Source organism: Bacteroidota bacterium (assembly GCA_018698135.1).
Taxonomy (GTDB): Bacteria; Bacteroidota; Bacteroidia; order CAILMK01; family JAAYUY01; genus JABINZ01.
In genome coordinates, this window is sequence record JABINZ010000121.1 from 1 (window position 1) to 20,671 (window position 20,671).

14 protein-coding genes are annotated in these 20,671 nt (G+C 36.0%); 6 read left to right on the forward strand and 8 right to left on the reverse strand.

Going from position 1 to position 20,671, the window contains the following annotated elements; translation table 11 throughout:
• Positions 1-1,034 precede the first annotated feature (1,034 nt).
• From HOG71_07805 to rpsO, 6 genes are all read right to left on the reverse strand, one after another.
• On the reverse strand, positions 1,035-3,752 hold the full coding sequence (locus HOG71_07805; GenBank protein MBT5990744.1) for a pyruvate, phosphate dikinase: 2,718 nt from the start codon (positions 3,750-3,752) through the stop codon (positions 1,035-1,037).
• Positions 3,753-3,932: 180 nt separating this feature from the next.
• Positions 3,933-6,212, reverse strand: coding sequence for a phosphoenolpyruvate carboxykinase (ATP) (gene pckA, locus HOG71_07810; GenBank protein ID MBT5990745.1), 2,280 nt, complete (start codon positions 6,210-6,212; stop codon positions 3,933-3,935).
• 106 nt (positions 6,213-6,318) lie between these two features.
• Positions 6,319-7,449, reverse strand: a complete 1,131-nt coding sequence (locus HOG71_07815; GenBank protein ID MBT5990746.1) for a glycosyltransferase family 4 protein — start codon at positions 7,447-7,449, stop codon at positions 6,319-6,321.
• A 22-nt stretch (positions 7,450-7,471) separates the two neighbouring features.
• Positions 7,472-8,122 carry a ribulose-phosphate 3-epimerase gene (locus HOG71_07820; GenBank protein ID MBT5990747.1) on the reverse strand — a complete coding sequence of 217 codons (651 nt, stop codon included), beginning with the start codon at positions 8,120-8,122 and terminating at the stop codon, positions 7,472-7,474.
• Positions 8,123-8,127: 5 nt separating this feature from the next.
• Positions 8,128-10,278, reverse strand: coding sequence for a polyribonucleotide nucleotidyltransferase (pnp, locus tag HOG71_07825; protein ID MBT5990748.1), 2,151 nt, complete (start codon positions 10,276-10,278; stop codon positions 8,128-8,130).
• 80 nt (positions 10,279-10,358) lie between these two features.
• Complete coding sequence (gene rpsO, locus HOG71_07830; GenBank protein ID MBT5990749.1) at positions 10,359-10,628, reverse strand: 30S ribosomal protein S15; 270 nt, start codon at positions 10,626-10,628, stop codon at positions 10,359-10,361.
• A gap of 203 nt (positions 10,629-10,831) precedes the next feature.
• Between rpsO and HOG71_07835 the strand changes: the two genes are divergently transcribed.
• The 4 genes from HOG71_07835 (at position 10,832) to folE (ending at position 14,218) form a co-directional block, all read left to right on the forward strand.
• Positions 10,832-12,031, forward strand: coding sequence for a T9SS type A sorting domain-containing protein (locus tag HOG71_07835; protein ID MBT5990750.1), 1,200 nt, complete (start codon positions 10,832-10,834; stop codon positions 12,029-12,031).
• 86 nt (positions 12,032-12,117) lie between these two features.
• Positions 12,118-12,465: a hypothetical protein gene (locus HOG71_07840; GenBank protein ID MBT5990751.1), complete on the forward strand. Its 348-nt coding sequence runs from the start codon at positions 12,118-12,120 to the stop codon at positions 12,463-12,465.
• Positions 12,428-13,435 (forward strand): SUMF1/EgtB/PvdO family nonheme iron enzyme, encoded by a 1,008-nt coding sequence (locus HOG71_07845; protein MBT5990752.1) that lies wholly within the window; start codon positions 12,428-12,430, stop codon positions 13,433-13,435. Before HOG71_07840 ends, HOG71_07845 begins: the two co-directional genes overlap by 38 nt.
• Positions 13,436-13,576: 141 nt before the next feature.
• Positions 13,577-14,218 (forward strand): GTP cyclohydrolase I FolE, encoded by a 642-nt coding sequence (folE, locus tag HOG71_07850; protein ID MBT5990753.1) that lies wholly within the window; start codon positions 13,577-13,579, stop codon positions 14,216-14,218.
• 71 nt (positions 14,219-14,289) lie between these two features.
• On the opposite strand, the gene HOG71_07855 is transcribed toward folE, so the two are convergent.
• Both HOG71_07855 and HOG71_07860 read right to left on the reverse strand, forming a co-directional pair.
• Positions 14,290-15,939: an AMP-binding protein gene (locus HOG71_07855; GenBank protein ID MBT5990754.1), complete on the reverse strand. Its 1,650-nt coding sequence runs from the start codon at positions 15,937-15,939 to the stop codon at positions 14,290-14,292.
• Between the two features lie 231 nt (positions 15,940-16,170).
• A complete protein-coding gene (locus HOG71_07860; protein ID MBT5990755.1) occupies positions 16,171-17,067 on the reverse strand; it encodes a 7-carboxy-7-deazaguanine synthase QueE in 897 nt (298 codons plus the stop codon).
• 219 nt (positions 17,068-17,286) lie between these two features.
• On the opposite strand from HOG71_07860, the gene gatE reads away from it, so the two are divergent.
• Positions 17,287-19,257 (forward strand): Glu-tRNA(Gln) amidotransferase subunit GatE, encoded by a 1,971-nt coding sequence (gene gatE / locus HOG71_07865; GenBank protein ID MBT5990756.1) that lies wholly within the window; start codon positions 17,287-17,289, stop codon positions 19,255-19,257.
• 13 nt (positions 19,258-19,270) lie between these two features.
• Positions 19,271-20,656, forward strand: coding sequence for a Glu-tRNA(Gln) amidotransferase subunit GatD (gene gatD, locus HOG71_07870; GenBank protein ID MBT5990757.1), 1,386 nt, complete (start codon positions 19,271-19,273; stop codon positions 20,654-20,656).
• Positions 20,657-20,671 lie beyond the last annotated feature (15 nt).

Here is a 20,671-nt window from a genome sequence, read left to right on the forward strand (position 1 = left end):
ATTAATAATTATTTAGACGTCCATGATAGCAATTAGAAAGCCAGAAAAATTAGTGCTTGAAGAAGTTGAAATTATACTATAAACAAAAAATATGATATGACAGAATATGATAAATAGCAACATCCTGAATCAAGTTCTATCTGATGATCTGGGATTTATGTCAAAAACAAAATCTCATTAACATAAACCTAATAGGTGGCCTTGCTCCTGTTAGGTTGAGCAACTGAATATAAACATCAAACTTTTGACTGGATATTTTCCCCTTTCGACCTATCAGGTTTTGTTCAACCAGATAGGACTAATTCTTTTCAGGACCTGTCGTAGTGCGACTTAAAGTCAGCCATAACCTAACAGGTGGCCTTGCTCCTGTTAGGTTGAATACCTGAATATAATCAACCAACTTTTTGCTGGATATTTTTCCTTTCGACCTATCAGGTTTTACTCAACCAGACAGGACTAATTCTTTTCAGGATCAGTCGTAGTGCGACTTAAAGTCAGCCATAACCTAACAAGTGGCCTTGCTCCTGTTAGGTTGAGCATCTGAATATAATCAACAAACTTTAAACTGAATACTTTCTCTTTTCGACATATCAGGTTTTATTCAACCAGATAGGTCTGGTCGAAACCTCACCAAAAAAAACCTCACAAGTTTACTATATCAATGTAATAGAAACTTGTGAGGTATTGGATTATCAGATGTATTATCGAATATTCGCTTGTGCTGCTGCTAATCTAGCGATAGGTACTCTAAAAGGTGAACAGGAAACAGATAGGACTAATTTTTTCAGGACCAGTCGTAGTGCGACTTAAAGTCGGCCTACGACTAATGTTACCCATAACTAACTGGTGGCCTTGCTCCTGTTAGGTTGAATACCTGAATATAATCAACAAACTTTTTGCTGGATATTTTTCCTTTCGACCTATCAGGTTTTACTCAACCAGATAGGTCTGGTCGAAACCTCATCAAAAAAAACCTCACAAGTTTACCATATCAATGTAATAGAAACTTGTGAGGTATTGGATTATCAGATGTATTATCGAATATTCGCTTGTGCTGCCGCTAAGCGTGCAATTGGCACTCTAAATGGTGAACAGGAAACATAGTCTAAACCTGTTCTGTGACAAAATTCGACAGATGAAGGTTCTCCACCGTGCTCACCACATATTCCTAATTTGATATCAGGTCTTGTTGCTTTTCCTTTTTCACATGCCATTTCAACTAATTGGCCAACACCTGTTTGATCAAGTGCCTGGAAAGGATCTTGTTTCAAGATACCTTTCTCAATGTAGATAGGTAAGAATTTACCCGCATCATCACGAGAATATCCAAATGCCATTTGAGTTAAATCATTCGTTCCAAATGAGAAGAATTCAGCACGTCTTGCAATTTCGTTTGCAGTTAAAGCAGCGCGAGGAATTTCAATCATTGTTCCTACCAAGAAGTCAACTTTAATACCTTTTTCAGTTTGTACTTCTGCAGCAACTCTACGAATAATATCTTCTTGCATTTCGAATTCCTGGTATGTTCCAATTAAAGGAACCATAATTTCTGGCTTAGGATCAAAACCTTCTTTCTTCAAATCACATGCAGCTTCAATAATTGCTCTTGCTTGCATTTCTGTTATCTCAGGATATGTATTTCCTAAACGACAACCTCTATGGCCTAACATAGGATTGAATTCGTGCAATGATTCAACTTTTTCTTTTACAATATTTACATCAACATTTAATTTCTCAGCCATTTCTTTTTGAGAAGCATCATCGTTAGGAGTAAACTCATGTAAAGGTGGATCTAATAAACGAATAGTAACACCATAACCGTCCATAGCTTTTAATATACCATAGAAATCTTCGCGTTGTATAGGAAGTAATTTCTTGAGAGCTTTCACTCTACCATCTAAATCTTCAGCTAAAATCATTTCACGGATAGCCCAGATACGGTCGCCTTCGAAGAACATATGTTCTGTACGTGTAAGACCAATTCCTTTTGCTCCGAATTCACGAGCTGTTATTGCATCGGCAGGAGTATCAGCATTGGTGCGCACATACATTCTTGTGTTTTTCTCAGCTAAGTCCATTAACTTACCAAAATCTCCATCTAATTGAGGAGTAATAGTATCCACTTTACCATCATATAGTTCTCCAGTTGATCCATTCAATGAAATGAAATCACCTTCTTTATATTCTCTATTACCAATTTTTAATGATGTATGAGAAACTGTAATACCCGCAGCAGAAGAAACACAACATTTGCCCATTCCACGAGCAACAACAGCTGCGTGAGATGTCATACCACCACGTTCAGTTAAAATACCTTCAGCAGCATACATACCCGCTAAGTCTTCTGGAGATGTTTCTCTACGTACTAAGATTACTTTTTTACCTTCAGCAACCATTTCTTCAGCCCGTTGAGCAGAGAAAACACACATACCTGTTGCAGCACCTGGCGAAGCAGGTAAACCTTTACTTAATACAGTTGCTTTATCAATAGCTACTTGGTCAAAAACAGGGTGTAATAATTCATCTAGTTTGTTAGCATCTTGACGCAAAAGAGCAGTCCTCTCATCAATCATACCTTCAGCTAGCATATCAACAGCCATTTTTACCATAGCAGCACCAGTACGCTTTCCATTTCGAGTTTGCAACATCCAAAGTTTGCTATTTTGGATGGTAAACTCCATATCTTGCATGTCATGATAATGATCTTCGAGTTTTTGCTGAGTTTCATTCAATTGAGCATATAACTCTGGCATTGCTTCTTCGAGTGAAGCAAAGTCACGCACACGAACTTCTTCTGAAGTACCATTACGTTGAGCCCATCTTTTTGAGCCTTCTAAAGTAATTTCAAGTGGCGTACGAACACCAGCAACAACATCTTCTCCTTGCGCATTGATCAAATATTCTCCATTGAAAATATCTTCACCAGTGGCAGCATCACGAGAGAAACAAACACCCGTAGCTGAAGTTTCACCCATATTGCCATAAACCATGGCCTGTACATTAACCGCTGTTCCCCATTCTGATGGAATGTTTTCCATTCTACGATAAAGAATAGCTCTTTCTGTATTCCATGAATCGAATACAGCACATACAGATCCCCAAAGCTGATCCCAAGGATTTGTTGGAAAATCAACACCAGCATGTTTTCTTACAACAGCTTTATATTGTTCTACTAAATCTTTCAGGTCATCTACAGTTAGTTCAGTATCAACCTTATAACCTTTAGCCTCTTTCATTTTGTCTAAAACAACTTCAAAAGGATTGTGTTGTCCTTCTTCTGCCTCAACACCCATAACAACATCACCATACATATGGATAAATCTTCGGTAAGAATCATATGCAAATTTTGGATTGCCAGATTTATCAGCAATAATTCCTACTGTATCATCATTCATTCCAAGGTTAAGAACCGTATTCATCATACCTGGCATTGAAGCACGAGCACCTGAACGAACTGATACCAATAATGGGAAAGAACCATCTTTTGCATCAAATTTTGCATTCATTGCAAGTTCAGTATCTTTAACAGCTGCTTCAACTTGATCTTTAATAGTTGCTACAACAGCATCTTTTCCTCGTAAATTGTAATCAGTACAAACTTCAGTTGTTATTGTAAAACCTGCAGGAACAGGAACACCAATTAAATTCATTTCAGCAAGGTTTGCACCTTTCCCACCTAGAAGGTTTTTCATGTCTGCCCTACCTTCTGCTTTCCCAGCACCAAAGGTGTATACGTACTTCACATTACTCATAATACAAGATTTATGTTTTTACTAATTTTTATCATTTAAACTCAATAATCCGCTTAAAAAGCGTGCTGCAAATATAGCAAGCATATCGCTATAATGTCTTGCGAAATCTGATTATTCTTGACAAAAGAAAAGCCTTTCTCGGATTAATCAAAGAAAGGCTTTTGCATCGTTCAATAAAGATTATAAAAATGCGTTAAGCTCTTTAAACAATCGATTTGGATCTTTCATAATACCCGGATGTTTGTCAATATAAATTAACGAAGCAATAGTCAGCTTGCGAATTTCACAACTTCTTTCTCCTTTGTCATTTACTTTTCTGACAATTAAGAGAGAACCAATTTTAATTGACATTTTATCAATATCCTGGGTTAACTTTAAATAAGCCTTGATTGCCTTTTCTAAAACAGAATTGCCCAAATTGCTTGGATCCTTAAATATTTCTCCAATTTTATCAATCAGCTCATGCTCTTGTCTTAAGTCGATCCTGTCTTTAGAGGCCGCAATAAATTTATTCAATTTAAAGTTCTCGTTTTCTGAATAATAAAAATCAAATCCTGCAGCTTCAATTATATCCTTAACTGCATAATTGATGTTCATTGTCAGTTCTTCATTATCTGCGTTTGCAAAATTCACAACTGGCAAATAGCGATTTAATGGACGTGTTTTGTATTCAGAGTTAATTGAGTTGAAAGAAATATAATCATGATAAGACTCCTGCAGAATATAAATCTGATCACGTAAACGACCCATTTCAGCTTTATGATCAGACTCAAGCGTTTTAATTTTACTCTCATAATACTCATAATACTGCTTCATGTACTGATCTTTCGGACCAGCAGCAATCAATCTTTTTCCTTCTTCAGTATCGGTAAAGTTTTGGAAATTATCAATGAATTTCTCAGCTAATAATTGAGCTTGCTTTGCATAGGCTGATTCATATTTCCATGCTTTTCTTGGGTTTAGAATATTGGAATCAACTCCTGGCACTTCGCGAGGGATTTGAAGTCCGAAAGTAGGAAGCTCATAATATTCAGCATCATCTAAGGTGCCATCTAAAATAGCTTTGATAATATTCCTTGTGCTCGGCAAATCGATTCTTTTTCCAGTGCCATAAGCACCACCAATCCATCCCGTATTTACCATATAAGCTGTTGCGCCATGCTCTTGCATTTTCTTGGCCAATTCACGGGCGTAAACAGTTGGGTGAAGCAGTAGAAATGCTGCACCAAAGGCTGATGAAAAAGTTGGCATCGGTTCTTTTACACCTCTTTCTGTTCCGGCTAATTTGGCAGTATATCCCGACAGGAAGTAATACATTGCCTGATCGTTAGTAAGTTTTGCTACTGGAGGAAATACGCCAAATGCATCTGCTGTCAGGAAAATAATCTTTTTCGGATGTGTTCCTTTTGAAACAGGCTTAACAATATTATCAATATGATAGAGTGGATAGGAGACTCTTGTATTTTCTGTTTTAGATGAATCATCAAAGAATATTTCACCACTTTTCTCATTGTAACTTACATTTTCAAGTAAGGCATCTTTGCGAATAGCGTTGTAAATATCGGGTTCTTTCTCGGAGCTCAAATTGATACATTTTGCATAACAACCTCCCTCGAAATTAAAAATCCCTTCATCGTCCCAACCATGCTCATCATCGCCAATTAAAAAGCGATCTGGATCTGCAGAAAGTGTTGTTTTCCCAGTTCCTGATAATCCAAAGAAAATAGCTGTATCGCCATTTTTTCCCATATTGGCAGAGCAATGCATGGCTGCCATTCCTCTTAATGGAAGGAAGTAATTCATGATAGAGAAAAATCCCTTTTTGATTTCTCCACCATACCATGTTCCACCCACAACAGCCATTTTTTCTGAAATATTGAAGGCAACATATACATCAGAATTCAAATTATGACTCTCCCATTTAGGATTTACCGTTTTACAGGCATTAAGCATAACAAAGTCAGGCTCAAAATCTTTCAACTCTTCATCTGTAGGACGAATAAACATATTCTTTACAAAATGAGACATCCATGCCACCTCAGTAATTACACGAATTTTTATGCGTGTATTCTCATTTGCACCACAATAAGCATCCGTTACATAAACTTTTTTCTCATTGAGCTGGTCGATACTTGTTTCCAATAGTTCATTCCATACTTTTTTATTTATGGGTTTATTATCGGATCCTTTTCTTTTCGGATCGGCCCACCACACATTTTCCTTGGTATCGTCATCAACTACAATGTATTTGTCTTTTGGTGATCTTCCAGTAAAAATACCTGTATCAACCGAAACGGCTCCAGAGGCGGTTACAAATCCTTTTTCAAATCCTTCCAACTCAGGATTAGTTTCATGCGCAAATAATTCATCATACGAGAGGTTATAATATATCTCGCTAATGCCTTTAAGACCGTAATTCTTTAATTCTTCAAGAACTTTTTTTGCCGCGGCTGAATTCATGATATGTTTATTTAATTAAGAAAAAAACTAGTTTACGAAGGTAAAAATATATATCAAATTTCACACTTATTGAAATGTATATATTTATATATTCTGTTAAAAAACATTAAGACTGTGGAGAAGAAAAGTCACAATAGATATTCCATGTTTGTAGAGCAGTGCTGAAAGTTGAAAAGGCCTTTACTCTTTCTCTAGCATTTTGTACAAGCGTATCTCTTAAAATAATGTCATTTACAAGTCGTAAGACTGATTCGGCTAAACATTCAGAATCGCCCACATTACACAACAAACCATTTATTTCGTGCTGAATTATTTCAGGAATACCACCAGCATTGGTACTAACAATAGGCACAGCACTGGCCATGGCATCTAAAACACTGGTGCCCAGTCCTTCTGTTTTAGAAGTAAAGAGAAAAATATCAAAATCAGCAAGAACAATGGGAATGTCAGCTCGAAAGCCAGTGAAAATAATATCTTCTTGCAAAGATTTCAAAACAGCATATTTCTGAATATCGTTTTTTAATGGACCATCGCCAACTACCAAGTACTTTGCTTTTAAACCTTTTGCTTTAAGCAATTTTACTGTATCGATAAAAGTATAATAATCTTTATGATCAGCCAAGGCTGCTACATTACCAATTATTAATTCATCCGAAGAAATCTGCAATTCCTTTCTCAATAAACCTTTTGTGTATTCAGTCGAAAAACGATCTAAATCAATTCCGGAATGAACAACTGCAAGCTTTGATTTGTCCTTCACTCCTTCTGCTAATATTTCTTTAATAGCATTTGAAACACAAATGTATTTTTTGATAAACTTATTGTTATACTTCCATTTTGACAAGATAGAAGAATGGATGGCGAAATCGACCCTGCGGCTAACCACAATGGCACTTCTCAGTTTTCCAAATAAAGTATTGATGAATGCAAGCGTATGTGATTTGGAATCGTGTGCATGAACCACATCTATTTCTTGTTCATCACAAATTTGCCTGATTATTTTTTGATTTCTAAAGAAGTTTTTAATGCCTTTTTGATATACAAAAGAAGGGATCTGATTTTTTTTACAATAATCCGACATTGCATTGCCTTTGGCACACAACACCCATTGCTGGCATTTTTTTTTGACTAATTCGGAAATCAGATAAGCAATTTGTTGCTCACCACCCCTCCATGTCATTTGAGAGGACAAATGAAGGATTTTGAGTTCAGAATGTTTGCTTGAATCTATGCTCATTTTGCGCAAACAAATTTGATTCCTAAATAGATTTGAATTTATGTATTGTATCAGTAGGGTTGGTTGTCGCGAAAACTGCATTTCCTGCAACTAAAGCATCTGCCCCACTGTCAATTAACTTTCGTGCATTATCCAAATTAACCCCACCATCCACTTCAATTAAAGTGTTTGCATTCTTTTGAATAATCAGGTTTTTTAGTCGTTCGATTTTCGAATAGGTATTTTCAATAAATTTTTGTCCACCAAAACCAGGATTTACCGACATAATCAAAACCATATCAGCCAAATACAAACTATCTTCAAGAACAGAAACTGGAGTATGCGGGTTTAACGCTACTCCAGCCTTCATTCCATTTTTCTTAATTTCACTTAAAGTCCTGTGCAAATGTGTGCAGGCTTCGTAATGAATCGTTAAAGTTGATGTTGCATGTGCAGCAAATTCTTCAATATATTGATCCGGATTTGTTATCATAACATGCACATCCAATTCTTTCCTTGCAGTCTTTTCCAGCATTTTCATCACCGGAAAACCAAAGGATATATTGGGAACAAAAACGCCATCCATAACATCCACATGAATCCAATCGGCTTCACTATTGTTTAACATGGTAATGTCTCTTTCAAGATTACCAAAGTCCGCGGATAATATAGATGGAGCTAGTTTGAATTCCATAAGAACTACTCTTTTTTGTCTGATTCTGGTTTTTTAAACTCAGGCTTTGGGAGTAATACTTTGCGAGAAAGTCTTGACTTACCAGAACGCTTGTCAAAATCGACCAGTTTAACGTCAAGCATATCTCCAACTTTCAGCACATCGGCCAACGTATTTTGTCTTTCCCATGAGTATTCAGAAATATGTAGCAATCCTTCTTTACCGTGGATGTATTCTAAGAAAGCACCAAAATCAACAATTGATTTTACCTTGGCATTATAAATAGTACCAACTTCAGGCTTGGTTGCAATATTCTTAATCCAGGCCACTGCTTTCTCCATGCTTTCTTTATCAGTTGAAGTAATTTCAACAATACCTCTTCCTGTCTCATCTTCTTCTATGGATAAGATAGCTCCAGTTTCTTTCTGAATTTTCTGAATAACTTTACCACCTGGGCCAATAATAGCTCCAATAAACTCATTATCTACAATCAGTTTTTCGATTCTAGGGACATGTGGTTTATAATCAGCACGGGGCTCTGTGATCGCTTTTTTCATTTCCTCTAGAATATGTAAACGACCAGCTTTTGCCTGGGCCAAAGCTTCTGCTAATATTTCATAGGATAAACCATCCACTTTAATATCCATTTGACAAGCAGTAATTCCATCTTCTGTTCCAGTTACTTTGAAATCCATATCACCTAAATGATCTTCATCTCCCAAAATATCTGATAAAATAGCATAACGACCTTTATCATCAATGATTAAACCCATAGCTATTCCTGAAACTGGTTTCTTTATTTTTATACCTGCATCCATTAATGCTAAAGATCCGGCACAAACTGTTGCCATAGAAGACGAACCATTTGACTCCAATATATCAGATACTACACGAATGGTGTATGGATTTACCATGGTATCAGGAATAATACCTTCCAATGCACGTTGTGCAAGGTTTCCATGACCAATTTCTCTTCTGGCAGGACCTCTTTGTGGTTTTACTTCACCAGTTGAAAAAGGAAGGAAATTATAATGTAACATGAAGCGATCAAAACGCTGAAATAATGCACCATCAACCATTTGCTCAGCCATTTTATTACCCAATGTAATAGATGTTAATGATTGTGTTTCACCACGTGTAAATACTGCTGATCCATGTGCTGCTGGCAAATAGTCAACTTCACATTCGATCTCTCTTATTTCATCATATTTACGATTATCCAATCGCACTTTGTCTTCTAATACAAAGTTCCTGATGACTTCTTTCTTTAATTCGCCAAAATATCTTTTTACCAAATGTTCTTTTTCAAGTTCCTCTTCGGTCAGCGTTTCAATAAATTCGGTTAGCATTTTTTTCAATGCATCACTACGTTCATTTTTTGGACTGAATGAACGTGCTACTTCCAGAATTTTGCTGGCAAAATGCTTTTCAACTGCCAACTTAAGTTCTTCGTCTTGCTCTTGCTCAGGGTACACTCTTTTTTCTCTTCCAGCTAACTTAACCAGTTCTACTTGTCCTGCACATTGTTGTTTGATTACTTCATGAGCTACTTTGATTGCTTCTGCCAACTCCTCTTCACTCACTTCTTTCATTTCCCCTTCCACCATGTTTACATCTTTAGCTGATCCAGCTACAATGATGTTTAAAGTGGCTTCCTTAATTTGTTTGATGCCTGGGTTGACAACATATTTGCCATCAATTTTAGCTACCCTGACTTCAGAAATAGGTCCTGCAAAAGGAATATCGGATATACATACTGCAGCTGAAGCTGCCAATCCAACTAAACTGTCAGGCATGATATCATCATCTGCTGAAATCAATGAAACTAATAATTGAATTTCGGCATAATAATCAGAAGGGAATAGCGGGCGCATAGCGCGATCAACTATCCTTGATATTAATATTTCATAATTTGAAATTCTTGCTTCTCTTTTCAAGAATCCACCCGGGAATCTACCAGCAGCAGCATATTTTTCCTGATAATCAACTGATAAAGGCAGGAAGTCAGCTCCTTCTCTGAATTCTTTATTGGATACCACAGTTGCTAGCAACATGGTGTTTCCTTGTCTTAAAACAACAGCTCCATCAGCTTGTTTGGCTAATTTTCCTGTTTCGATTGTAATTTCGGCTCCACTCCCCGATGGAATGGTAATTTTCTGTACGTTTTTGTATAACATTTCTTTTTTATTTGTCGTTCGTGTTCCAGTTCTTACTGGGCGTATAAAAAAAAAGGCGATTTGTCAACCGCCCCCCTCATCTATTTTCTGATTCCTAATTCTTTAATTATCTTACGATACCTCTCAATATCCCGATCGATTAGATAATCAAGTAATCTTCTCCGTTTTCCAACTAAACCATATAAACCTCTTTGGGTTGAAAAATCTTTCCTATGCACTTTCAAATGTTCAGTTAAATGACTGATTCTCTTTGTCAACAATGCAATTTGGCTCTCAGCTGAACCTGAATCTTCAGCATTTTTACCATATTGGGTAAATAAATCCTGCTTAGCTTCTTTTGTTAAATACATAAATAATTCATTTTTTTACGAGATGCAAAGATATAACAATTCTTTATTTCAAAAAGCAATTTCCTCACTATTAATTATTTAGGCTTGTGTCAACACTTTTATTGTTCATTTTTTAGGTCGCAAATGTCTTAGAATAAAGTTGAGAAATAGCTTATATATATATTTATTTCTTAAATTCGACTCAAATTCAAAAACATAAAAACATGAAAAAAGTTCTATTACTTCTGGTCTCTTTATCCTTTATTTATTCAGTAAATGCTCAAAAGTTTGTGTGGGATAAACTGAATTCTGGTATTAGTAGTGGAAACTTGTATGATATAAAATTTGTTAATGATAGCGTTGGAATGGCTATTGGCAACGATGGAAGCATCAATTTTGTCCTCAAAACAACTGATGGAGGACTAAATTGGAACAATGTGGCAACAGCCAGTATTGATCAATTGGTAAGAGCTTGCGATTTTGTTGATGTAAACAATGTATTTATTGTTGGACGTAAAGGTGGTTTATACAAATCTATTGATGGAGGACAAAGCTGGTCTAAACTCAATCTTGGAACCAATGTCGACCTAATTGATATTTCATCACCTGATGCGAAAGCCATATATATTTGTACAGCTGGTGGACGCTACATTAATTATGATGGTGTTGGTTGGGCAACAAAAACTGTTTATTCTGCAGATGATTTTGTAGCAGTGGGTTTTCCAACTAAAAACGAAGGATTTCTGACTGCAACAAACGGAAGAGTTTGGCGTACCAGTGATGGTGGAGACACTTGGGATACGGTTAAAACTGACCAGGAAAGTATTTTAGGCAGTCATTTCATCACCTATAATGTTGGCTACGTTGTCGGAGGAAAAGGCATGGTTAAGCGTACTATTAATGGAGGAATTAATTGGAGTGACACACTCATTTATCCCGAGGATTACAAAAATATTGATTTCAGAGCTGTAAGTTTTCCATTACAGAATTTTGGTTTTATTGGCGGAAATAATGGAACAATTTTAAGGACTGCTGACGGTGGAAGTAATTGGATTCAGGAAATCACCAATATAACTGATAAAATATACAAAATTGATGCACCCAGTATTACAAGTGCTTTTGCGGTTGGTGAAAATGGAATCATTTTGAAAAGAAGAGATGCAAGCAGCATACATGAAAACGACTTTAACACCATTAATATATACCCCAATCCGGCAACCTCTGTTTTGCATATTGTCCATACAGTTACTCATGAGCAAGCTCAAATTTCCATTTACAATCTTAATGGAAAAGAAGTATTGCATTCAACATTAACAAAAGGGAATAACCATCAGCTTGATATTTCAGGGTTAACCCAAGGATTGTATTTGATTAAATTGCTTTCTGATGAATCGAGTAGTTGGGGAAAAGTACTTATTAAATAGATATTCCTTTTAGGATGCGCTAAAAATATCATCATTATGTCTTTGAAAAGAGACACTATACATACAAAATAAGTATTTGAAAACAGATGAATATTAAGCTAATATCTGGTTTAGAGCTAAATACAAATCTCTCCATCATCAGATTTCTTTGCATATTGCTTATTCTAATACAGTTCATTGTCTTTGACAGTTTTGCACAAAATATTTCAAAGAATAAAGTTGCAAAAGAAACTGAATACTACAAAACTTTCCCCAAAAAGCTCCAGAAGCAAATACAGCCTCTGCTAAAAGACATGATATTGATTCCGGGTGGTACTTTTGAGATGGGACGTAGCTTAAAAGGTATATGCACGGATGAAAATGACAGTAATCTTATTATTCCACAAAATCCTCGAAATGTTACCGTTTCTCCTTTCCTGCTTATGCAGTCATGAGGTAACTAATCAAGAATACACAGAGTTTGTTAACTATGTGAAAGACTCAATGGCCAGAAGAATTCTATCCGGAGTTGATTCTACATATTATTTGAATAGTAAAGAAGGTTGGCTGAATTATGATAAGGTCATTGATTGGCATCATGACTCTTTGGTTGGAAAACTGATTTACAGGAATAGCTATTACCCTGATGAGTTAGATTTTCTGAATGAAAATATAAGCTTCACTTATCCAATCAACACTTCAAAGGGTATTGTCCATAAAACCACATTGATTTATCCTGATACAGCAGCCTTTGACAAATTGTACTATAGATTTTGTGCTCCTATGATGACTTTCTATTTCTATCATCCCGGCTATAGAGAGTATCCAGTAATAGGAGTAAATTGGGATCAGGCATTTGCCTTTTGTCAATGGAAAAACAGTTTGCTCGACAAAGAAATCAAAAATCATCCTGATCTTAAACACGTTTTAGGAAAATTCCATTTACCATTAGAAGCCGAATGGGAATTTGCCGCGTTCGAGCTCAGGTATAAAAATACAGGTTTTTATAAGTATTTCGAATGGCAGCAAAATGACAACAAGGATAAGAAAAATGTCTATCGTTTCAATTTTGGATTTATCATTGATCCTAACAATTTTACAGCAAAATATCTGGATGATGATGGATGTGAATATACTTGTAGAATTGCCTCATATGCTCCAAATCAGTATGGACTTTATGACATGAGTGGCAATGTTGCCGAATGGGTTTGGGATGATACTAGTTTTGACTACAATGCCGAACATGAATTGAATCAAGCAATTCGATTTGATTATATTGATAATTGGGATTGTAACCGACTTACGAAAGGAGGATCATGGGCAGATAATATTATTTATCAGCATACATCTTCAAAAGTTTGGATGCATCATTCAATTCAAAGTGGGAAAAATGGCTTTCGCATTGCGATGACTGTTATTGAATAATAATCAAAATCAAAGCGACCATTTGTTTTGCATATCAATAATACAATTGTTCTTGTAATTCAATTTTTGATAAATAATTGCAACCCACACGAAATATAATCGATTTTAATAGCTTTGCAAACGAATAGTAAAGCCAAACTTATGTGTTCAGATTCACAGAATAATGACAGAGAATGTTGCGAAACACCCTTGCGAAAAGATGCATTCGAAATCTCTGATAAAGAAAAGATTCAACTGATTTCTCATCATTTCGGCAAGATTATGGACATTATGGGTCTTGATCTGGAAGATGATAGCTTAAAGGGAACACCAAAGAGAGTTGCCAAAATGTATATTAATGAAATATTCAGTGGACTGAATCCTGATAATAAACCAAAGATATCTTTGTTTGAGAATAAATTCGCCTACGACAAAATGATCATTGAAAAGGATATCACCGTGCATTCCAATTGTGAGCATCATTTTGTTCCTTTTATGGGCAAAGCTCATGTGGCTTATTTTTCAAAAGGAAAAGTAATTGGCTTGTCAAAAATAAACAGACTGGTTCATTATTTTAGTAAGAGACCGCAATTACAAGAGCGACTAACACTTCAAATTGCACGTGAAATTAAATCAGTTACCGACACCGATGATGTAGCGGTATTAATTAATGCCAAGCATATGTGTGTAGCCAGCCGAGGCATTCAGGATGTAAATACAAGTACGATTACTGCGGAGTATTATGGCAAATTCAATGAGCCAAGCGTGAAAGCAGAATTTTTGAGGATTATAGGGTATGAATAAAAATCACCCACCAATATTGTAGGACCGAATTGCATTCGGTCAATAAAGAAGCCCTTACTTAAATGCAAAATCTAGCTATACAAAAACCTCTTTACTTTTTGAGTAGGTGTACGCTCAAATGGTGATGATTGGTGCAATACAATTTGAAGTTGTGAAAATTTGTTTACAGTTCCGTTTACCTGGAGTTGAATTTCCTTTAGTATTTCATCCAGCCTGGCTTCAATCTCATGCTGCTTCATTTTAAGTTCATGGAATTTCTTCTCCAATTCTTCCATATTTAAATGTACCATAGCAACCAACTTCCCTTTACGTTCTAAAACTAGTGATTCTAATACGTAAGGATAGGTATTGATTACACTTTCAATTTCTTCAGGATAAATATTTTCACCACTGGAGCCAACAATCATATTTTTAATTCGACCCCTAATATGAAGGTCTCCCGCCTTTGAAACAATTCCCAAGTCTCCAGTTTTAAACCAACCATCTTCAGTAATAACTTTTTTTGTTAGTTCCGGCTCTTTATAATAACCAAGCATTACATTTGGTCCTTTAGCCCAAACCTCACCTTCACCAGTTTCAGGATCAGGATCATTGATTTTAATTTCTATTCCGGTCATTGGAATACCAGTAGACTGAAACTCACCCTTGAAAGGAGAAGTTCCACAAAGCATAGGAGCTGTTTCTGTTAATCCATAGCCAATGGCATAAGGAAATTTTGCTTCCATCAAAAACTGCTCAACCTGAGCAGATACTTTTGCTCCACCTAAACCAAAAAACAAAAGTCTTCCGCCAAAGGTTTCATACAATTTTTTACCTGCAACTCTATTCAAAAGTTTTCGGGTAGGTGCAAATTTATAGAGCGTTCGTGTTATCGCCTTTGAATTAATATTTGGCAAAACCTTGCCTTTGTATATTTTCTCAATGATCAATGGAACAGTCAGCATAACTGTTGGACGAACCTCTTTTAAAGCAGCCATCAAAACAGTTGGTGTCGGAGGATTCTTGTTATATTTTACAGATGCTCCACAAATAATTGGGAGTACCAATCCAATTGTGTTTTCATAGGAATGAGATAATGGTAAAATGGATAACATGACATCGGTAGGCTCAACTTTATAAACAGACTCACAATGATAAGCATCATACGCAATGTTCTTGTGAGTTAACATAACCCCTTTTGACGAACCGGTTGTTCCACTTGTATAGATGATAGATGCCAGATCACTTTCTTCTACGGTATGGTCCATCTTAGGACTGGAATTATAATCTGCATTTTTGAAACGAATGGCTACTTCATTCACATCTTCACCAATTTCTATTTCATTGAAATTATCTATTAATATTCTTGTTTTAAGCTTATCAGCCTTAATATCCTTCAGCTTGTGAATCAAATTAGATGACACGAATAATGCTTTGCATTCTGCATGAATAATAATATTTTCAATTTCTTTTGTGTGAAAATCTGGTAATATCGGCACAGCAATTACACCCATATAATTCAAAGCAAAAAAGCTAATTCCCCAATTGGGCATATTTGTACTAAGAATGGCCACTTTATTGCCCTTTTCAATTCCAAATTTTTCGAGGATTACGATTAATGAATCAATCTCTTTTTTCAATTCTGAATAGGTAAAAGATTCTTCACCAACAAAGCCAAGGGATATATTTTGCGAATAATTTGCAAAAGAATTGTCTAAAAGGGCAGGAAGTGTGTATTTCATCTGTTTATAATTTGATTTTTAGTGGTCAGATGGAACTCGCATTGTATTCATTCCCTTGTGCCTGCATACCGAAGTGTTTCGGCACACAGGTGTGTGAGAAAATTTTACTCATGCTTGTTTCATATCTTTATTATTGCCTTAAAATTAGGGCGCAAAGTTAGATATTATTCTGATATTTAGATGATTGAATCTTTAAAATGACTTATTCTATTATGTAGATGAAAAGATAAACTACACATATTGTTTATTATCAAAAAGGTCGATATGAACTCGAGGGCAATATTGCCATCGATTTCGCACAGCCATTTCAGCTGTCATTTTTGCCGTGATTTTTAAAAAATCCTGGGTAGATCCTAGAGGCATGAGCAAAATATCCTTGTTTTCCCAATTATTCAGAAGGGCTAAGTATTCATCTCTTATTTCATCTTCCTCTTCGGGATTACTGATGACAAATTTCAACTGGAAATCCTTATCCGCTCTTCTGGTTAAATCGGCATTGGGAAAATCTCCGTAGTAATCATCTTTGGTGTAACAATAGTTGATATACTTTTGAATGCTTTCAATATTTTTCCTGATTTCCCTGTGATGATCAACCAATACTTCTTCAATTGGGACAGACATTTTTGCTATTTTTTCTTTGTCTGGTTCGGAAGATTTTAGTTTTGGAGAAATTGAAAACAAATCGATATATCGAGCTAAATAAGGGAAAAACAAAATCCCATTTGTTTCCATTGTAATGTGTAAATAAAGCTTCTTGAGTTCTTTTGCCAGCTCAACCACTGCCAGGTTTTGCAAAGTTGGTTCCCCTCCTGAAATAATAACATGTTTTATTCCGTGTAGGTTTTGCTTTACAATCTGTATGATTTCGTCAACTTCCAGCTCTTCAAACTCTTCAAGATTATGAGAAGAATAAGGTGTATCACAAAAATCGATACTTCCATCAAAAGCTTTCCAACTACATCTTAAATTGCAGCCTGCTAAACGAATAAACAAACTGGGCGTACCAGCCAATTTACCTTCACCCTGAATAGTACCAGATACTGAGTAGCCAGTTTGTGGTAATTGCTCTTCTCCTGCTATATTCTCCTTTATGGGAAAAACACCCTCTTTTACTAACCTAATCTTCATATTTGATCAAATAACACATTATTATTGCCCGCAAAGGTAGTTAATTAGATCAAATCCAAATTAGCAGACAAACCTTAAATTAAATACACTAGGCCCTTCTAACTTTAGGCACTTTCTGAGGCAAATACTTTTCCCCATTAATATATTTCCTTTACTAAAATTCATGTAGGTTTGAGCTTTTTTAAAATTGGCTTATTTACAATACAAATACAAAAGGTAATGACTCAAACTTTTGATCCGGTTCAGAATTATGAAGATAGCAAGAAAGCAATTGGATATGTGAACCGAAAGGAGGCTACACAAGCTGATTACGACAGAATTGGATTCATGTCGGGCTTAGAAGTTCACCAGCAATTATTAACCAAGCGAAAGCTATTCTGCCGATGTCCGGCAGGAATTTACAATCAGAGTGAAGATTATGATGCAGAAGTCATTCGCCATATGCGTCCAACATTAAGCGAATTGGGCGAATACGATGGCACTGCATTGATGGAATTCAAAACGCGAAAAAACATTGTTTATCGGATAAAGAATGAGACAGCCTGTACGTATGAAGTAGATGACACTCCTCCTTTTCCTATTGACCCTGAGGCTTTGGAAAAAGCACTCGAAATTTCCATTTTAAGCAATTTGAATATTGTTGGCGAGGTGCACATTACCCGTAAACAGTATTTAGATGGAAGTATCCCAACAGGTTTCCAAAGAACTGCAATTTTAGGTGTAGAGGGTGAAATTCAATTGAAACATAAAAAAATCAGGCTCATTCAGTTGAGTATTGAGGAAGACTCCTGTCGTGAAGTTTCAGATATTGGTCATTGGCGAATTTACAAAACAGATCGATTAGGCATGCCTCTGATTGAAACAGTTACTTATCCTGAATTCATGAATCCTGATGAAGTAAAAGAAGGTGCCGATTACATTCGTTTTTTAAACCGAAGCACTGGAAAGGTTAGAACTGGCGTTGGCTCAACTCGGGCAGATGTTAATGTAAGCTGTAAAGGTGGAACACGTGTAGAGATAAAAGGGGTTGCCCATACCAATTGGATGCCCGAACTCACACATATTGAAGCTTTCCGCCAATTTGCATTGTTAAATATCAGGACACTACTAAATAATAAGGTAAAAGATACGGCAAAGTGGAATTTATCTCATATTGAATTAACAGCTGAAGACTTCAAATACAGCTACGAGCCACTCATTCAAGCAAATAAAAATAACAATAAAATAATTGCCATTAAACTACCTCAATTCAAAGGTATTTTATCTCACTTTACACAACCTACAAAGATTTTTGCTGACGAGATTTCTGACCGATTAAAGGTTATTGCTTGTATCGAAAAACCAAACATGTTGCATTCTGAAAAGCTGGAAAAAGTGATTACGGAATCTAATTTCGAAAAGGTCAACAACATTCTTGATGTGAAGGAAGATGATGCATGGATTGTGTTTTGGGGACCTGAAGAAGACATTCCAACAGCTCTTGAAACAGTTGAAGAAAGATGTCGTATGGCATTTGAAGGAGTTCCAAACGAAACCCGGAAATCATTTATAGATGGCAGCACAATTTTCGAACGCGTTCTCCCTGGTGCTGACCGCATGTATCCTGATACCGATACTGCACCTATTCCTTTAAAAGATGAGTTTATTGAGAACATTAGAAAGAACTTACCCATGGATATTCATGAGCGTATTGCTCAATTACAATCATGGAGTGTTCCATACGACACCTATACTTTTATTCTGAAAAGAAATTTAGTTCCTTTAATGGAAAAAATTAATAAGGAATTAGGAATTAGCTATCCATTTATTGGCACTTTCATTGGACACAAGTTGAAGTTCGTAGAAAATAATTTTGAATGTCCTCAGGAGTTTAATTACGAGAAACTTTACGATTTGTTTAAATACATGAAAGACAATAATCTTGATCTTTCCATTGCTAAAAATATGTTAATCGAATATTATCAGCATCCAAAATTGGATTTTGATTCTGTTTTAACCTATATCAATTTCAAGCCTGTTACAAAGGAGGAGATAATTGAAAAGATTCCATTCCTGAAAGAAAAATTCAAGGAAATCAAATACTCTGAGAAAGAAGATGTTGATGCACATTGGATAATGGGGCAAGTTGCAAAAATGGCGAGAGGAAACATTCGTTTTTCTGAACTCAAAGAATTGGTTGATTCTCAATAAATGATTGAATATAATGAGCGAAGATATATTTCAAGGATACAAAGGACAAGCTTTAGAAGTTTTAAAGAAATTCAAAGCACGTGTTTGGGCGCAGGTGGCCGCTGAAACTACACGTGGCAAATTTGAAGGCACCATTCTTCCCAGAGCAGAAAATACAGATGACGAGCATATTGTGCTTAAAATTATTACTGGATATAATGTAGGATTAGACATTCACACAATCACCAGTATTATTGAAACAGGATATAAAAAAGCCAATTACGCCATTCCAGAGAAAGAATTTCCATTTACAGAAGGTTTACCCAATGTAAAGCTATTTGGAACAGGTGGTACAATTGCTTCTCGTTTAGATTATAGAACTGGAGCAGTTATTCCTGCTTTTTCACCAGGAGAGCTTTATGGAGCCGTTCCTGAATTAGCAGATATTTGTAATTTAGATACTGAAAAGGTTTTTGCTGTATTTAGTGAAAACATGGGACCTCAACAATATATTTCTTTAGCACATGCTATCAAGAAAGAAATTGAGAATGGAATTGATGGTATTGTCATTGGTCATGGAACGGATACATTGCAGCATACGGCTGCAGCTTTATCATTTATGGTTAAAAACCCTCCTGTTCCTATTATTTTAGTTGGTTCTCAGCGCTCTTCTGACCGTCCGAGTTCTGATGCTGCATTAAATCTTATGCATGCAATGAACACAGCTGGAAATTCAGATATTGCTGAAGTAATGGTTTGCATGTTTGGTCCAACCTCTGATGAATATGGATTATTACACAGAGGTACTCGTGTTCGTAAAATGCACTCCAGTTACCGTTCAACATTCAGGACTATTGGTGACACACCAGTTGCCATGGTTACCCGTGACAGCATTACTCCTTTGAAAAAAATATACAACCACAGGCGTAAGGATAAGAGTGTAGAAATCGCTCCTTACTTCGAGGATAAAGCTACCATGCTTTACTACTATACAGGTATGAAGCCCGACATCATGCATTCCATGATTGATATGGGTTATAAAGGAATTGTAATTGTTGGTACAGGTTTAGGTCACGTGAACAAAGAGTTATATCCTGCTATTGAAAGAGCACAAAAAGAGGGCGTAAATGTATTTATGACCTTACAAACTATTTGGGGTTATGTTCACATGTTTGTATATGATACTGGTCGAGATATGATGGCAAAAGGTGTTGTTCCTTTAGCGAATATGCTTCCTGAAACAGCCTACATTAAATTGGGTTGGGCATTAGGCCAAACTGATGATTATGAAAAAGTAAAAGAAATAATGCTTACCCCTATGTGTTCTGATATGACAGAAAGAGAGCCGTATAATGGTTATTTAGTCTATCAGGGTGGTGTTCCTGAAGTGGAAGACTTTATTAGAAAGGTGCATAAGTAGAGAAATTTTCAAATT

Excerpts from the sequence above, each read along its gene's own strand:
- HOG71_07805 (MBT5990744.1), bottom strand. The coding sequence starts at position 3,752 with ATGAGTAATGTGAAGTACGTATACACCTTTGGTGCTGGGAAAGCAGAA.
- pckA (MBT5990745.1), bottom strand. The coding sequence starts at position 6,212 with ATGAATTCAGCCGCGGCAAAAAAAGTTCTTGAAGAATTAAAGAATTAC.
- HOG71_07815 (MBT5990746.1), bottom strand. The coding sequence starts at position 7,449 with ATGAGCATAGATTCAAGCAAACATTCTGAACTCAAAATCCTTCATTTG.
- HOG71_07820 (MBT5990747.1), bottom strand. The coding sequence starts at position 8,122 with ATGGAATTCAAACTAGCTCCATCTATATTATCCGCGGACTTTGGTAAT.
- pnp (MBT5990748.1), bottom strand. The coding sequence starts at position 10,278 with ATGTTATACAAAAACGTACAGAAAATTACCATTCCATCGGGGAGTGGA.
- rpsO (MBT5990749.1), bottom strand. The coding sequence starts at position 10,628 with ATGTATTTAACAAAAGAAGCTAAGCAGGATTTATTTACCCAATATGGT.
- HOG71_07835 (MBT5990750.1), top strand. The coding sequence starts at position 10,832 with ATGAAAAAAGTTCTATTACTTCTGGTCTCTTTATCCTTTATTTATTCA.
- HOG71_07840 (MBT5990751.1), top strand. The coding sequence starts at position 12,118 with ATGAATATTAAGCTAATATCTGGTTTAGAGCTAAATACAAATCTCTCC.
- HOG71_07845 (MBT5990752.1), top strand. The coding sequence starts at position 12,428 with ATGTTACCGTTTCTCCTTTCCTGCTTATGCAGTCATGAGGTAACTAAT.
- folE (MBT5990753.1), top strand. The coding sequence starts at position 13,577 with ATGTGTTCAGATTCACAGAATAATGACAGAGAATGTTGCGAAACACCC.
- HOG71_07855 (MBT5990754.1), bottom strand. The coding sequence starts at position 15,939 with ATGAAATACACACTTCCTGCCCTTTTAGACAATTCTTTTGCAAATTAT.
- HOG71_07860 (MBT5990755.1), bottom strand. The coding sequence starts at position 17,067 with ATGAAGATTAGGTTAGTAAAAGAGGGTGTTTTTCCCATAAAGGAGAAT.
- gatE (MBT5990756.1), top strand. The coding sequence starts at position 17,287 with ATGACTCAAACTTTTGATCCGGTTCAGAATTATGAAGATAGCAAGAAA.
- gatD (MBT5990757.1), top strand. The coding sequence starts at position 19,271 with ATGAGCGAAGATATATTTCAAGGATACAAAGGACAAGCTTTAGAAGTT.